The organism is Stenotrophomonas sp. 24(2023), from assembly GCF_030913365.1.
Taxonomy (GTDB): Bacteria; Pseudomonadota; Gammaproteobacteria; order Xanthomonadales; family Xanthomonadaceae; genus Stenotrophomonas.
This window is the reverse complement of sequence record NZ_CP133160.1, coordinates 2670605-2684024: the sequence shown is the minus strand read 5'-3', so window position 1 is coordinate 2684024 and position 13420 is coordinate 2670605. Positions and strand designations below refer to the sequence as shown.

The following is a 13420-nucleotide window of genomic DNA, read 5'->3' as shown; positions in this document are numbered from 1 at the left end:
GCCCGCTGTTTCCGATACGCGCCCGTGGCATGGTGGCCCGGGCGTCGATCGCAACCGCGCCCATGGCCCCGTGTCCTGGTCCCCCGGGCGACCCACAGCGTACCTGCCCCATGGCCGGCAAGGCACCCATGAACAGAAAAGCCCGTCACGGGGACGGGCTTTGCGGGTCGAACCTGGCGCTGGCGATCAGCCCAGCTTGACCAGCCAGCCGTGGCGGTCCGGCAGGCGGCCGTACTGGATGTCGGTCAGCTCCTTGCGCAGGGACATGGTGACTTCACCGGCCGGGGCATTGATGTCACCCACCGAGAAGCCTTCGCCCTTGAGCTGGCCGATCGGGGTGACCACCGCGGCGGTGCCGCAGGCGAACACTTCGCTGATCGCACCGGAGGCCACGCCGTCCTTCCACTCGTCGATGCTGACCTTGCGCTCTTCGACCTTCATGCCGCGGTCGCGGGCCAGCTGCAGGATGCTCTCGCGGGTGATGCCTTCCAGGATGCTGCCCGACAGCGCCGGGGTGACCAGCGTGCCGTCCTTGTAGACCAGGAACACATTCATCCCACCCAGCTCTTCCAGGTACTTGCCCTCGACCGGGTCCAGGAACAGCACCTGCGAGCAGCCCTGGGCCTGGGCCTTCTGCTGCGGCAGCAGCGAGGCCGCATAGTTGCCGCCGCACTTGGCCGCGCCGGTGCCGCCCTTGGCCGCACGCGCGTACTCGGTGGACAGCCAGATCGACACCGGCGCAACGCCCTTGGCGAAGTACGGGCCGGCCGGGCTGGCGATGACGTAGTAGCCGGCCTTGTGCGCGCCGCGCACGCCGAGGAAGGCTTCATCGCCGATCATGAACGGGCGGAAGTACAGGCTCGATTCGTCGGCCGACGGCACCCACTCATGGTCCACGGCGATCAGCTGCTTGAGCGATTCGACGAAGATCTCCACCGGCAGTTCCGGCAGCGCCAGGCGCTGGGCCGAACGCTGCAGGCGGCGGCCGTTGGCATCCGGGCGGAAGGTCCAGATCGAGCCATCGGCGTGGCGGTAGGCCTTGATGCCTTCGAAGATTTCCTGGCCGTAGTGCAGCACGGCGGCGGCCGGATCCAGCTGCAGCGGGCCGTAGGCGCGCACGCTGGCGTTGTGCCAGCCGGCATCCTTGTCCCAGCGCACTTCCACCATGTGGTCGGTGAAGTGCAGGCCGAACCCCGGCTTCTCCAGGATCTGGGCGCGCTGCTCGGCGCTGCGCGGGTGGTCCGAACGGGTGACGGCGAAGCTGGGGATGGACTGGGACACCGGATAATTCCTGTTCTGGTTGCGGGAAACGCCGAGGGCCGCGTTGCCGCGGTCCCCGGTCAAAGCATGCCGGTTTCGAGCCTGGCGGCCTCGGACATCATGTGCCGGCCCCATGGCGGGTCGAACACCAGCTCGACGTCGGCCTCGGCCACCGTCGGGATCATTTCAAGCTTGCTGCGCACATCGTCGACCAGGATCTCGCCCATGCCGCAGCCCGGTGCGGTCAGGGTCATCTTGACGTCCACCTCGCGCTGCCCGTTGTCCAGGTGCTTGAGGTCGACCTCGTAGACCAGGCCCAGGTCGACGATGTTGAAGGGGATTTCGGGATCGAAGCAGGTGCGCAGCTGCTGCCACACCAGTTGCTCGACCTGTTCGTCGCTGGCATCGGCCGGCAGCTCCAGCGGTGCCGGTGCCTCCTTGCCGATGGCGTCGCCGTCCTTGCCGGCGATGCGGAACAGGTTGCCTTCGACGAACACGGTATAGCTGCCGCCCAGGGCCTGGGTGATGTAGCCGTAGCTGCCGGCGGGCAGGGTCACGGTATCGCCCTGCGGGACCATCACGGCCTCGCAATCGCGTTCGAAATGGACGGGTTCACTGCTGCGGGAGTACATGGGGCTCGATATGGGGCCGCGGGTGGGGCCGCGCAAGCGGGCATTTTAGCCCACCCCGCCCGCCGCCGCCGGTGCACTGCGGCAAACCACAGTATCCTGTGGACGATCTCCAGGATGCCTCGATGCCTTCCAATGCCGTGCGTGCCAGGACCGTGACCTGGCTTTGGCCCATCATGCTGATGCTGGCCCTGTTCATCGCCCCCCTGGCCTGGATGCTGCTGGCCCTGATGAGTGGCCGCCCACTGGGCTGGATGGCCGTGGTGGCCGCCCTGGAACTGGTGTTCATGCTCAAGCTGGGCACGCTGGGTCCGGGCCGGCTGCGCATTGCCCTGGTGGTGGGCGGCACCGTGCTGGTGGCTGCCATCGCCAACTGGGCCATCGCCAGCGCCTGGATGGGCGGCCCGATGGGCCTGACCCCATGGGAATCGGCACTGCGCATGGGGCCGCACCTGGCCTGGACCCTGATCAACCTGGCCAACGGTGCCGCCGAATGGCTGTGGCTGGCGGTGGCCGTGGTGGTCGGCGCCTGGCTGGCACGCTGACCCGGTAGATCCACGCCATGCGTGGATGGGGGCCAGCCCCCTTTCCCCTGGAAAGAGGGCCGCCCCGGTCCCGGCCGTCCTCAATGCCCGCCGTCGAGCGCCTTCAGTTCACTGACCAGCGCGCCGGCCGCCTCGGCCCCGTCGCCGTACAGCATGCGTGCGTTGTCCGCGTAGAACAGCGCATTCTCGATGCCGGCAAAGCCGGTACCACGGCCCCGCTTGATCACCACCACGTTGCGCGCGTTGACCACGTCCAGCACCGGCATGCCATAGATCGGGCTGGCCGGGTCGGTACGCGCGACCGGGTTGACCACATCGTTGGCGCCGATCACCAAGGCCACGTCGGTGGTGGCGAATTCGGGGTTGATGTCATCCATGTCGGCGATCAGGTCGTAGGGCACGCCCGCCTCGGCCAGCAGCACGTTCATGTGCCCGGGCATGCGCCCGGCCACCGGGTGGATGGCGAACTTCACCTTCACCCCGCGCGCGATCAGCCGCTGCGCGAGTTCCCAGATCTTGTGCTGGGCCTGGGCGACGGCCATGCCGTAGCCGGGCACGATGACCACGCGCTCGGCGAAGGCCATCATCGCGGCCACGTCGGCGGCCTCGATCGGCTTCTGCGCCCCGCTGATGGCCTGGGCTTCGCCGCCGGCGGCGGCACCGAAGTTGGAGAACAGCACGTTGCGGATCGGCCGGTTCATCGCCTTGGCCATCAGGCGGGTCAGCAGGATGCCGGCTGCGCCGACCATCATGCCGGCGATGATCAGCGCTTCATTGCCCAGCACGTAGCCCTCGAAGGACACCGCCAGGCCGGTGAAGGCGTTGTACAGCGAAATGACCACCGGCATGTCCGCCCCGCCGATGGGCAGGGTCATCAGCACGCCCAGTGCCAGCGCCAGCACGAAGAAGGCCACGATGGCCCAGGTGCTCAGGGTGCTGGCCGCGACGATGCCCAGCACCACCACGGCCAGCGCGACCAGCAGGTTCAACGCCTGCTGGCCCGGCCAGGTGACGCGCTTGTCCAGCCGCCCGTCGAGCTTGGCCCAGGCGATGATCGAGCCGGACAGCGACACCGCGCCGATCGCCGCGCCCACCACCGCCAGCACCAGCACCATGGCCGAAGGCTGGCGGGCGGCCAGGTCGGCCAGGGCCTGTTCGCTCCAGTGCGAGGTGTCGCGATGGGCCAGGAAGGCGTAGCGCAGCAGTTCGACCGCGCCGATGGCTGCGGCCGAGCCGCCGCCCATGCCGTTGTACAGGGCCACCATCTGCGGCATGTCGGTCACGGCGACCTTGCCGGCCGACCACCAGGCCAGCCCGGCGCCGAGCACCAGCGCCACCAGGATCAAGGGCACGTTGTGCAGTTCGGGCAGGAAGAACGTGGCCACCGTGGCCAGCAGCATGCCCAGCCCGGCCCAGCGGATGCCGCTGCGCGCGGTCAGCGGCGAGGCCATGCGCTGCAGGCCCAGCAGGAACAGGGTGGCGGCGACGAGGTAGCTGGCCTTGACCAGCCAGTCGAGCAGTTCGACGGTGCTGATGTTCAAGCGCGCGGCTCCTTCGGTTCATCCTTGGCCTTGCTGCGGTCACTGGGCTTGAACATTTCCAGCATGCGCGCGGTGACCACGTAGCCGCCGGCGGCATTGCCCGCACCCAGCACCACGGCCACGAACCCCAGCACCTTCTCCAGCGGTGTCTGCGCGTGGCCCAGCACCACCATCGCCCCGATCAGCACGATGCCATGGATGAAGTTGGACCCCGACATCAGCGGGGTGTGCAGGATCACCGGCACCCGCGCGATGATCACATGGCCGGCGATGGCCGCCAGCATGAAGATGTACAGCGCCACGAACCCGTCACTCACTGGCAACGCTCCCGCTCTGTCTTCGTCGCGCCATCATAACCATGGGCTGAACCCGCTGCATGGCCCGGTCAACCGGTGCCCCCCTCACGCGTTGTCGATGGTGACCCCGAGCGAGGAACCGTACCCTGTGCTGGTGAGCAGCCCCGTCCCCCCGACCGCCGACGCCGATGCCCTGCCGGCCTCGCTGGAGGCGTTCCTGGCCAGCGTCGGCCCACGCGCGTTCCGTTTCGCCGAGGCCGGCCTGCGCCAGCGCGAGGACGCCCTGGATGCCGTGCAGGATGCCCTGCTGCGCATGCTGGACTATGCCGACAAGCCGGCCGCCGAATGGGCGCCGCTGTTCTGGAGCATCCTGCGCCGGCGGGTCATCGACCTGCAGCGCCGACGCCGCTTCCGCCTGCCGTTCTGGCGCGACAACCAGGATGCCGAAGGGGCCCCGATCGACTGGGCCGACCCCGGCCCGGACCCGGCGCAGGCCCACGAACAACGCCAGCAGTACCAGCAGCTGGTGCAGGCCCTGCGCACGCTGCCGGCACGCCAGCGCGAAGCCTTCACCCTGCGCGTGCTGCAGGACCTGGACGGCGCCACCACGGCGCGGGCCATGGGCTGCAGCGAAGGCGCGGTAAAGACCCATCTGGCACGCGCCCGGCAGGCGCTGCAGGACTCCCTGGAGACTCCCCCGTGAACCGTCCCTTGCCTTCCGACGACGCGCTGCGCGCCCTGCATGCCCGGGCCGTGCAGTCGTTGCCCCCGGCCACGCTGGCGCAGCTGCGCCAGGCCCGCCATGCGGCGCCTCGCCGGCGTGCCGCACGTGGCCGCTGGTGGCTGGCCACGGCCTGCTCGCTGCTGGTGGCCACGGGCATCGGCGTGCGCCTGCTGGGAGACCACGCCGCCCTGCCCGGGTCCGGTGGCATGCCGCCGCCAGTGGCGAGGGAGGGCAGCGCGCAGGAAGACAACGGCGCGCTGTACGACGAAAATCCCGACCTGTACCTGTGGCTGGGCGATACCGACCTGGCAATGGAGTAACCCATGCACCCGATCCGTTTCCTGCCCCTGCTGCTGGCCCTGCTGGCCCCGGCCCTGCCTGCACTGGCACAGCCGGCGGCCCCGCCGGCCCCGGCCCCGGCTGCCGCCCCGCCACCGGACCTGCCGGCCTGGGACAGGTTGACCCCGGCCCAGCGCGAATCGCTGATCGCGCCGATGCGCGACCGCTGGAACAACGCGCCGCCGCTCCAGCGCCAGCGCATGCTGCAGCATGGCCAACGCTGGCAGGCCATGAGCCCGGAGGAACGCGAGAAGGCGCGCCGTGGCCTGCGCCGCTTCGAACACATGACCCCCGAACAGCGCGAGCAGGCGCGCGCCCTGTTCGGGCAGATGCGCGGCATGTCCCCGCCGCAGCGCGACGAGCTGCGCGAGCGCTGGGAACGGATGACGCCCGATGAACGCCGGGACTGGGTGCGCGACAACCCGCCGCCGGCCAAGCCACGATAGGGCTGGCGGCGGCGCCGGCCGGTCAGGCCTGCCAGCGCGTTTTCGCCAGCAGTTCGTCTTCCCAATCGAAGCCGAGCTGCCCCTCGCGCACGAACAGGCCGACGAAGTTCAGCAGATTGCGGGCATACATCTCGCTGGCATGGGTCGCCCCGCGGCTGGCCAGGTCCAGGGGCCCATCGATGATGACGCCCTGGTGCTCGATGCACTCGCCCGGGCGGGTCAATGCGCAGTTGCCGCCGCTTTCCGCCGCCAGGTCGACGATCACGCTGCCCGGCGCCATGCCTTCCACCATGTCGGCGGCGAGGATGGTGGGCGCCTTGCGGCCCGGCACGGCGGCGGTGCAGATCACCACGTCCACGCCGCGCAGGTGGCTGGCCAGGCGGCGCTGCTGCTCGGCACGTTCGTCATCGGTCAGCGCGCGGGCATAGCCGCCCTCGCCGGCGGCACTCACGCCCAGATCGAGGAAACGTGCGCCCAGCGATTCGATCTGCTCGCGCGTCTCCGGGCGCACGTCGAACCCTTCCACCTGCGCACCGAGCCGGCGCGCGGTGGCGATGGCCTGCAATCCCGCCACACCCGCGCCCACCACCAGCACTTTGGCCGGACGTACCGTGCCAGCGGCCGTGGTCAGCATCGGGAAGAAGCGTGGCGCGCGCTCGGCGGCAATCAGGGTGGCCTTGTAGCCGGCCATGCCGGCCTGCGAACTGAGCACGTCCATCGACTGCGCACGCGTGGTGCGCGGCAGCTGCTGCAGCGGGAACAGGTGCAGGCGATCCCCCTCGGCAAGGGCCGCCAGGGCCGGATCGCTGGCAGGCGTGAGCAGGCCGATGACGGTCGCGCCGGGTTTGAGCCGGGCCAGCACCTCCGCCGGCGGCGCCTGTACGCACAGCACGATGTCCAGTTCGCTCCAGCGGCCCGGGTCCAGCGCATGCGCGCCGGCCTGTTCGTAGGCGGCATCGGTGAAACCCGCCGCCAGGCCGGCACCGGCCTCGTACCAGACGGTAATGCCCAGCGCCGCGAGCTTGCGCGCCGTTTCCGGCGTCAGCGCCACGCGCCGTTCACCCGACGCGGTCTCCTTGATCCCCAGCAACGCCACGGCCATGCAGGTCCCCGCTGATCGATGAGTTCGGCCCGATCCTAGCAGGCACGCCGCCGCCGCGTACGGTTCAATGCACGGTGCTGCTGGCCGGGTCCAGCCGATCGATCACACCCTGCATGGCGCTGTCGAAAGCGCCATCGTCCCGGTGCGCGCGCAGCCGGTCCAGCCGCACCATCACCGCCAGTTCTTCCGGCGAGGCGACGCAGAAGCGCACACCGCGCCGGTTGACGAACAGCAGGCGCGAGGAAATCGGGCTGACCCAGGACAGCTTGCCGGCCTGCACCTTGCCGTCCTTGTCGACGAAATCCAGCCAGGTACCGATCTCCATCCGGCGGAAGCGGTCGGCATCGGCATTGTCGAAATCGGTATCGTCCAGGCGCTGGCCCAGTTCGACCCCCGGCGGCTCCGGTGCCGGCGCGCTGGGCAGCACGACCTGTGGCAGCTCCGGCAGCGCGCGCTGCAGTTCCGGCCGCGATTCGGCGATGCCCTGCAACGTGTCATGCAGGGCGCCGATGGCCGCCGTGGTGGCGTCGCCATGCATGCCGACGCTGGCAAAGACCCGGGACAGAGCCGGCTGCCAGGCCTGCAGCCACGGCTTGCCGACGATCTGCCGGCGGGCTTCGGCCACTTCCTCCAGCAACCCGTCGCCCAGGGCCAGCGCCTCGGTCACCGAGCCGCCGTCCTCGCCCTCGCGCAGCAGGGCCAGGGTCAGATGGTGCTGCCAGGGCTGGCGCAGGAACCCGGCAATGGCCGGCGGCAGGGTGGCATCGGCAATGCGCCGGTCCAGTTCCGCCGTGGCGCGCAGGCGTGCCATTTCCAGTTTTTCCTGCCCGCGCTGGGTTTCGGCGGCACGCCGCTCGGCGATCTCCACGCGGCGACGGTGCTGGACCAGGAACTCGCGGAATTCTTCTTCCAGGGTCAGGAAGATGGCCAGGTTCTCGTTGAACTCGGCCACCAGCCTGTCCACGATTTCCTCGACCTTGCCCATCAGCACGCGCTCGGCCTGGCTTTCGCCGGCATTGCCTTCGCAGGCCTCGGCCAGCGAATTGAGCAGGCGGCGGGCGGGATGGGTCTTCTGCACGAACATGCGGCGGTCGAGCATGGCCACCTTCACGAAGGGCACCACCAGCCGGCCGATCAGCTCGCGCGAACGGCCTTCCAGGTCGCGCTCGTCGAGCATGACATCAAACAGCATGCCCACCAGGTCGATGGCGTCCTCGTCCTGCGGGTCCAGCCGGGCCTGGCTGGGGTCCACACCCAGCCGGGTCGCCCCGGACAGCACTTCGCTCTTGAGCCGCTGCGCCAGCGACTCGCCATCCTCGCCGATGGCGGCGCGCAGGGTCGCGCTGGGGGTGGCCTGCAGCAGCGACAGCACCGACATCATCTCGCGCTGGCTGAGCGGGCGTTGCTGGCCCACCGCTACCTGCGCGGCGGAAGTGGCATCCTCGCGGGCATGGCGGGTCTGCTGCAGCAGCTCATGCAGGGCTTCCAGCAGCATGCCCTGCTGGCCGCCATAGGCCTCGGCCACGGCCTCGCCCGTGCCGGCGCCCAGCGCCTGCTGCAGATGGCCACGGCGTTCGGACCAGCGTTCGGCAAAGCGCTGCGCCCACGCCGGCGCGCCCGCCTCGCCGTCGGCATCGATGCCCTCGCCGTCCTGGCCCGCCGCGTGGCGGGGCTCCACCAGGTCGTCCAGCGCATGGCTGGCCGACGGCGGCGGCGGCGGGCGTGGCGCGGTGGGGCCGGGCCGGCGCGCAGCGCCCATCTGCGGCATGACCCCGGCAGCAACCAGGTGTTCATCCAGCTTTTCATAGATCTTGCCGATGACCGCATGCAGGTCGCGCTCGCACAGCTTGATCAGCACCAGGCGCACTTCCGGCGCCAGTTCGCAGTCGGCGAACCCTTCGTGGATGGCCACGCCCAGGTGTTCGGGGCTGACCGGGTCCAGGTCGGCATCCAGCTCCAGCCCCCCGGCGATCCAGCCCAGCCGGCGGTCCAGGCGGCCAAGCACCGGCTTGAAGTCGCGCAGCATCACCGAAGCGAAGTTGCGCACGGCCAGCCGCGATTCCAGCACCTGCTCGGGCACCAGGCTCAACCCATCCTCGGCCTGGCCGGACAGGGTGGCCTCGGCCGACAGCGGCGTGCCCAGGGCCAGCCCTGCCCAGGCCCGTTCCAGGTGCGCGGTGAAGGCCGCGGCGATGTCGCTGCGCCGGCGGCGCAGTTCACGCATGCCATCCAGGAACAGCAGCTGGGAAGCCCCGGCACTGCCGGCCCGGTCGAACAGCACGTCGTCAAAGCGCGCCAGCACGGCGGCGAACGCCTGCGCGAACGCCGGCAGCGCCACATCGTGGGCACGCTGCAGTTGGGCCGGGTCACGCCCCGGCGACCCCATCGAAGTGGGCGCGGTCATCATGCGGGAAGGCTCCCCACCTTCACTGGTACGGCAAACAACACGGATACCGCGACAGCCGGCGCACCCCTTGCACCCGACAGTCGATCGTAGGCCGGCCAGCCCGTCACGGACAGTGAAACAGTCCTCACTTCAATCCTCATGACCGGCGGCCCGGCAGCCTACGTATCGTAAGCCGGGGCGGGCCTGCGAGGCGAGGGGAAGGGGCCGGTCCTTGCCCGTCAGTGGCTTGATGTTCATCACAGTTTGTCGCAGAAGGAACAGAAACGCGTCCGGCCGTGTCATCGATGGCCCCGACTATAATCAAGACCCTGTGATGACCGGTTAATCCCCATGTCCGACCCTGCTGCCCTGCTTGCCCTGGATGCCCGCCGCTCGGTGCCGTCGCGCCAGCTGGGCGAACCCGGCCCCGACCCGCAGGCGCTGCAGCGCATGCTGGCCTCGGCGGTGCGCGTGCCCGACCACGGCAAGCGGGTGCCCTTCCGTTTCCTGCGCATCGCCGGCGACGCGCGTCACAGTCTGGGTGACTTCCTGGCCGAGCAGACCCGCCTGCGCGACCCGAACGCCGGCCAGGCCCAGATCGACAAGGACCGGCAGCGTTTCAGCCACGCCCCGCTGGTCATTGCCGTCGTTACCCGCATCAACGCCGACGACACGATTCCGGTGCAGGAACAGCTGATGACCGCCGGCTGCGCCTGCTTCGCCCTGCTGCAGGCTGCGCAGGCACTGGGCTTCGGCGCACAGTGGCTGACCGGCTGGATGGCCTTCGACCCGGCGGTGCACGGCCACCTGGGCCTGGCCGCCAACGAGGGCATTGCCGGGTTCATCCATATCGGCACGCCCAAGGCCGGGATTCCCGAGCGCGAGCGGCCCGACCCGGTCGCCCTGCTGCAGGACTGGACCCCACCGGCATGAGCACGGTGGTGCCCATCGCCGCCCCCGCGCTGCGCGCGCCGCTCTACCTGGTCGATGCCAGCATCTACGTGTTCCGCGCCTGGCATTCGCTGCCGGACGAGTTCCAGGATGCGCAGGGCTGGCCCACCAACGCGGTACACGGCTTCGCCCGCTTCCTGCTGGACCTGCTGGAGCGCGAACGGCCCCGGCACATCGCCATCGCCTTCGACGAAGCGCTGGACAGCGGCTTCCGCCACCGCCTGTACCCGGCCTACAAGGCCAACCGCGATCCTGCACCGGAAGCACTCAAGCGCCAGTTCGTGCATTGCAAGGCGCTGTGCGCGGCACTGGGGCTGGGGGTGCTGGCCCACCACGAGTACGAGGCCGACGACCTGATCGGCAGCGCACTGCACAGGCACCGCGCAGGCCACCGTGGCATCATCATTTCCGCCGACAAGGACCTGTCCCAGCTGCTGCTCGAACATGACGAGCAGTGGGACTACGCGCGCAACCAGCGCTGGGGCATGGCCGGGGTGAAGGCCCGGCACGGCGTGCACGCGCACCAGATCGCCGACTACCTGGCCCTGTGCGGCGACGCGGTGGACAACATCCCCGGCGTGAGCGGCGTGGGCAGCAAGTCCGCCGCCGTGCTGCTGGCCCATTTCGGCAGCCTGGACACGCTGTACGAACGCCTGGATGAAGTGCCGTTCCTGCGCCTGCGCGGCGCGGCGCAGATGGCCGTGCGCCTGCGCGAGCAGCGCGAGCACGCCCTGCTGTGGCGGCAGCTGACCACCATCGCGCTGGATGCACCGCTGGAAGGCTGCCCCCCCGGCCTGCACCGCCAGCCGGCCGACCCGGAACTGCTCGACGGCCTGTGCGCGACCCTGCGCTTCGGCCCCCTGACCCGGCGCCGGTTGTTCCAGGCCGCCGGCGTCGCCGACCCTCTTCCCACTGCATAGCGAGCCCGCATGAGCCAGCGCAACACCGAAGCCCCGCGCGTCGTCTACGAAGGCAAGTACCAGCGCATGGTCGTGCGCGGCACCTGGGAGTACAGCGAACGCGTCCATGCCGGCGGCCTGGCGGCGATCATCATCGCCGTCACCCCGGAAGACAACGTGCTGTTCGTCGAACAGTTCCGGGTACCGCTGCAGGCCCCGACCATCGAGATGCCGGCCGGGCTGGTCGGCGACATCGACGCCGGCGAATCCATCGAAGCCTCGGCCGTGCGCGAGCTGGAAGAAGAAACCGGCTGGACCGCCGCCCACGCCGAGGTGCTGATGATCGGCCCCACCTCCTCCGGCGCCAGCAACGAGAAGATCGCCTTCGTGCGTGCCACCGGCCTGACCCGCATCGGTGACGGCGGCGGCGATGACAGCGAGGACATCACCGTGCATGAAGTGCCGCGCACGCAGGCTGCGGCCTGGCTGGTGCAGAAGATGGGCGAAGGCTATGCGCTCGATGCCAAGCTCTGGGCCGGGCTGTGGATGATCGAACACCACCTGGATGGCACGCCCCGTGGCTGACACCGGCCTGCCCGATCCGCCGCCCCTGCTGGGCCACGACGACCCGGCGGTGTACGCGATCCACCGGCCGCAGGGCCGCTCGCCCTTCCTGCTGCTGGCCGACCATGCCGGTCAGCAGATCCCGCACGCGCTGGCCGGGCTGGGCCTGCCGCAGGCCGAACGGGACCGGCATATCGGCTGGGACATCGGCATTGCCGGCACCACCCGTGCACTGGCCGAGCGGCTGGACGCGTGGGCGATCGAACAGACCTACTCGCGGCTGCTGATCGACTGCAACCGCCCGCTGGCCTCCCCGACGCTGATTCCCGAGGTGAGCGACCACACCGTGGTGCCCGGCAACGCCGGGCTGACAACCGCCCAGCGCCTGCAGCGCATCGCCACGGTGCATGCGCCCTACCACGCGCGCATCGACGCCGAGCTGGAGGCACGGAAGGCCAACGGCCGCCCCACCCTGCTGGTGATGATGCACAGCTTCACCCCGGTGATGAACGGCGCGCAGCGCCCCTGGCATGCCGGCGTGCTGTACCACCAGGACACGCGTTTTGCCCATGCGCTGCTGCAGGCGCTGCGCGATGAAGGCGACCTGGTGGTGGGTGACAACGAGCCCTATTCGGTCAGCAGCACCAGCGACTACGCCGTGCCGGTACATGGCGAGGGACGTGGCCTGGTGCATGTGGAACTGGAGATCCGCCAGGACCTGATTGCCGATGCGGCCGGGCAGCAGGCCTGGGCGGAGCGGCTGGCGCGGGTGTTCACCGCGCTGCAGCCGGAATTGCTGGCGTTTGGATGATCCCATCCACGCATGGCGTGGATCTACGGGGACATCGCGAGTAGATCCACGCCATGCGTGGGGGGTGTTGTTCAACGCAACGCGGGCGCATCCATCCACGGGAACGGCTTGAATCCCTGCACCTGCACGGTCGCGCCGATCGCATCGAAGGTGTCCTTGATCGCCTGCGCGCGGGTCCGGTCCAACGCCTGCCCGAGCGTGAGGGGCAGCGCGCGGCAGCGGGCCAGCGCCGCACCCACCGGCACCTCGTGCAGGCGCGCCAAGCACTGCGCTGCGGCCTTCAGCTGATCCTCCGCGCAGCCCAGCAGCTGCAGATCGAACGAGGCGAAAATGCCCGCGCCCACGCCGGCCTCGCGCGCCACCGCCCGGTCCTCGGCCGTGGCCTCACCCAGCGCCGCGTCGATGCCGTCGACTTCCAGGAAGGCATCGTACGCGTGGTAGTACGTCAGCGCCTGCGCGTAGTCGGCCAGCGTGGACAACGGCCGCTGCCGCTTCTGCACGTCGAGCACATCGGCGAAGGTGGCCGGTTCCAGGTACTCGCTCAGGCCCAGTGCCTGCGCCTCGGCCGGCACCTCGCCGTCATCGTCGAAGGCGGTGTCTTCGTCCGGCGGCAGCCAGAAGCGGGCCTGCAGCGGCGCCCCCCCGGTGGCATGCACCCAGCCGAAGGACGCGTGCACCGCATGGTCGTCGTTGCAGGCGGCAAAGGCGTGCAGGGTCTGCCGCAGGTCCAGCAGTTCGATCATGCGTCGTTGGCCAGGCAATCGGTGGAGGGGCAGTCTATCAATGCCGCTCACGCGCCATGCGCGATCACCACGCCACACCCGGGCAGCGCGGTGTGTAGATCCACGCCATGCGTGGATGCGCCCATCACCGCACAGGCGGGCCGGACAGCAGCCAGGCATGGCCTGGCGCTACCCCCACGTCATG

At 70.0% G+C, this 13420-nt stretch carries 15 protein-coding genes; 8 read left to right on the top strand and 7 right to left on the bottom strand.

The features are described 5' to 3' along the window. Nucleotides 1–186: 186 nt before the first annotated feature. Together Q9R17_RS11900 and sufT are read right to left on the bottom strand one after the other, a co-directional pair. Nucleotides 187–1281 (bottom strand): branched-chain amino acid aminotransferase, encoded by a 1095-nt coding sequence (locus tag Q9R17_RS11900; protein WP_308154853.1) that lies wholly within the window; start codon nucleotides 1279–1281, stop codon nucleotides 187–189. A 59-nt stretch (nucleotides 1282–1340) separates the two neighbouring features. Continuing rightward, nucleotides 1341–1892: a putative Fe-S cluster assembly protein SufT gene (gene sufT / locus Q9R17_RS11895; protein WP_308154852.1), complete on the bottom strand. Its 552-nt coding sequence runs from the start codon at nucleotides 1890–1892 to the stop codon at nucleotides 1341–1343. A gap of 122 nt (nucleotides 1893–2014) precedes the next feature. Between sufT and Q9R17_RS11890 the strand changes: the two genes are divergently transcribed. Continuing rightward, nucleotides 2015–2434 (top strand): hypothetical protein, encoded by a 420-nt coding sequence (locus Q9R17_RS11890; protein ID WP_308154851.1) that lies wholly within the window; start codon nucleotides 2015–2017, stop codon nucleotides 2432–2434. A gap of 80 nt (nucleotides 2435–2514) precedes the next feature. Here Q9R17_RS11890 and Q9R17_RS11885 read toward each other — a convergent pair whose 3' ends face one another. Together Q9R17_RS11885 and Q9R17_RS11880 are read right to left on the bottom strand one after the other, a co-directional pair. After that, complete coding sequence (locus tag Q9R17_RS11885) at nucleotides 2515–3975, bottom strand: NAD(P)(+) transhydrogenase (Re/Si-specific) subunit beta (RefSeq protein ID WP_308154850.1); 1461 nt, start codon at nucleotides 3973–3975, stop codon at nucleotides 2515–2517. Beyond that, nucleotides 3972–4292: an NAD(P) transhydrogenase subunit alpha gene (locus Q9R17_RS11880; protein WP_308154849.1), complete on the bottom strand. Its 321-nt coding sequence runs from the start codon at nucleotides 4290–4292 to the stop codon at nucleotides 3972–3974. The genes Q9R17_RS11885 and Q9R17_RS11880 overlap by 4 nt, the downstream gene beginning before the upstream one ends. 97 nt (nucleotides 4293–4389) lie before the next feature. Between Q9R17_RS11880 and Q9R17_RS11875 the strand changes: the two genes are divergently transcribed. The 3 genes from Q9R17_RS11875 to Q9R17_RS11865 are packed head-to-tail and all read left to right on the top strand — an operon-like array spanning nucleotide 4390 to nucleotide 5780. After that, nucleotides 4390–4974 (top strand): RNA polymerase sigma factor, encoded by a 585-nt coding sequence (locus Q9R17_RS11875; RefSeq protein ID WP_308154848.1) that lies wholly within the window; start codon nucleotides 4390–4392, stop codon nucleotides 4972–4974. Beyond that, on the top strand, nucleotides 4971–5315 hold the full coding sequence (locus Q9R17_RS11870; protein ID WP_308154847.1) for a hypothetical protein: 345 nt from the start codon (nucleotides 4971–4973) through the stop codon (nucleotides 5313–5315). Before Q9R17_RS11875 ends, Q9R17_RS11870 begins: the two co-directional genes overlap by 4 nt. Before the next feature lie 3 nt (nucleotides 5316–5318). Beyond that, nucleotides 5319–5780, top strand: a complete 462-nt coding sequence (locus Q9R17_RS11865; RefSeq protein WP_308154846.1) for a DUF3106 domain-containing protein — start codon at nucleotides 5319–5321, stop codon at nucleotides 5778–5780. Between the two features lie 22 nt (nucleotides 5781–5802). On the opposite strand, the gene Q9R17_RS11860 is transcribed toward Q9R17_RS11865, so the two are convergent. Together Q9R17_RS11860 and Q9R17_RS11855 are read right to left on the bottom strand one after the other, a co-directional pair. Then, nucleotides 5803–6882, bottom strand: a complete 1080-nt coding sequence (locus tag Q9R17_RS11860; RefSeq protein ID WP_308154845.1) for an NAD(P) transhydrogenase subunit alpha — start codon at nucleotides 6880–6882, stop codon at nucleotides 5803–5805. Nucleotides 6883–6946: 64 nt separating this feature from the next. Continuing rightward, nucleotides 6947–9289: a DUF1631 domain-containing protein gene (locus Q9R17_RS11855; protein WP_308154844.1), complete on the bottom strand. Its 2343-nt coding sequence runs from the start codon at nucleotides 9287–9289 to the stop codon at nucleotides 6947–6949. 330 nt (nucleotides 9290–9619) lie between these two features. On the opposite strand from Q9R17_RS11855, the gene Q9R17_RS11850 reads away from it, so the two are divergent. The 4 genes from Q9R17_RS11850 to Q9R17_RS11835 are packed head-to-tail and all read left to right on the top strand — an operon-like array spanning nucleotide 9620 to nucleotide 12493. Next, nucleotides 9620–10201, top strand: coding sequence for a nitroreductase (locus Q9R17_RS11850; RefSeq protein WP_308154843.1), 582 nt, complete (start codon nucleotides 9620–9622; stop codon nucleotides 10199–10201). Continuing rightward, nucleotides 10198–11139, top strand: a complete 942-nt coding sequence (locus Q9R17_RS11845) for a 5'-3' exonuclease H3TH domain-containing protein (RefSeq protein WP_308154842.1) — start codon at nucleotides 10198–10200, stop codon at nucleotides 11137–11139. The genes Q9R17_RS11850 and Q9R17_RS11845 overlap by 4 nt, the downstream gene beginning before the upstream one ends. 9 nt (nucleotides 11140–11148) lie before the next feature. Beyond that, nucleotides 11149–11703 carry an NUDIX hydrolase gene (locus Q9R17_RS11840; RefSeq protein WP_308154841.1) on the top strand — a complete coding sequence of 185 codons (555 nt, stop codon included), beginning with the start codon at nucleotides 11149–11151 and terminating at the stop codon, nucleotides 11701–11703. After that, complete coding sequence (locus Q9R17_RS11835) at nucleotides 11696–12493, top strand: N-formylglutamate amidohydrolase (protein ID WP_308154840.1); 798 nt, start codon at nucleotides 11696–11698, stop codon at nucleotides 12491–12493. The genes Q9R17_RS11840 and Q9R17_RS11835 overlap by 8 nt, the downstream gene beginning before the upstream one ends. Before the next feature lie 71 nt (nucleotides 12494–12564). Here Q9R17_RS11835 and Q9R17_RS11830 read toward each other — a convergent pair whose 3' ends face one another. Continuing rightward, the gene (locus Q9R17_RS11830; RefSeq protein WP_308154839.1) at nucleotides 12565–13236 is read right to left on the bottom strand and encodes a hypothetical protein; all 672 of its coding nucleotides are present in this window, start codon (nucleotides 13234–13236) and stop codon (nucleotides 12565–12567) included. Between the last annotated feature and the right edge of the window lie 184 nt (nucleotides 13237–13420).

What these genes read in the sequence shown, in the direction of transcription:
- sufT (WP_308154852.1), bottom strand. Translation starts at nt 1,892, where the DNA reads ATGTACTCCCGCAGCAGTGAACCCGTCCATTTCGAACGCGATTGCGAG.
- Q9R17_RS11890 (WP_308154851.1), top strand. Translation starts at nt 2,015, where the DNA reads ATGCCTTCCAATGCCGTGCGTGCCAGGACCGTGACCTGGCTTTGGCCC.
- Q9R17_RS11875 (WP_308154848.1), top strand. Translation starts at nt 4,390, where the DNA reads ATGGTGACCCCGAGCGAGGAACCGTACCCTGTGCTGGTGAGCAGCCCC.
- Q9R17_RS11865 (WP_308154846.1), top strand. Translation starts at nt 5,319, where the DNA reads ATGCACCCGATCCGTTTCCTGCCCCTGCTGCTGGCCCTGCTGGCCCCG.
- Q9R17_RS11860 (WP_308154845.1), bottom strand. Translation starts at nt 6,882, where the DNA reads ATGGCCGTGGCGTTGCTGGGGATCAAGGAGACCGCGTCGGGTGAACGG.
- Q9R17_RS11855 (WP_308154844.1), bottom strand. Translation starts at nt 9,289, where the DNA reads ATGATGACCGCGCCCACTTCGATGGGGTCGCCGGGGCGTGACCCGGCC.
- Q9R17_RS11850 (WP_308154843.1), top strand. Translation starts at nt 9,620, where the DNA reads ATGTCCGACCCTGCTGCCCTGCTTGCCCTGGATGCCCGCCGCTCGGTG.
- Q9R17_RS11845 (WP_308154842.1), top strand. Translation starts at nt 10,198, where the DNA reads ATGAGCACGGTGGTGCCCATCGCCGCCCCCGCGCTGCGCGCGCCGCTC.
- Q9R17_RS11840 (WP_308154841.1), top strand. Translation starts at nt 11,149, where the DNA reads ATGAGCCAGCGCAACACCGAAGCCCCGCGCGTCGTCTACGAAGGCAAG.
- Q9R17_RS11830 (WP_308154839.1), bottom strand. Translation starts at nt 13,236, where the DNA reads ATGATCGAACTGCTGGACCTGCGGCAGACCCTGCACGCCTTTGCCGCC.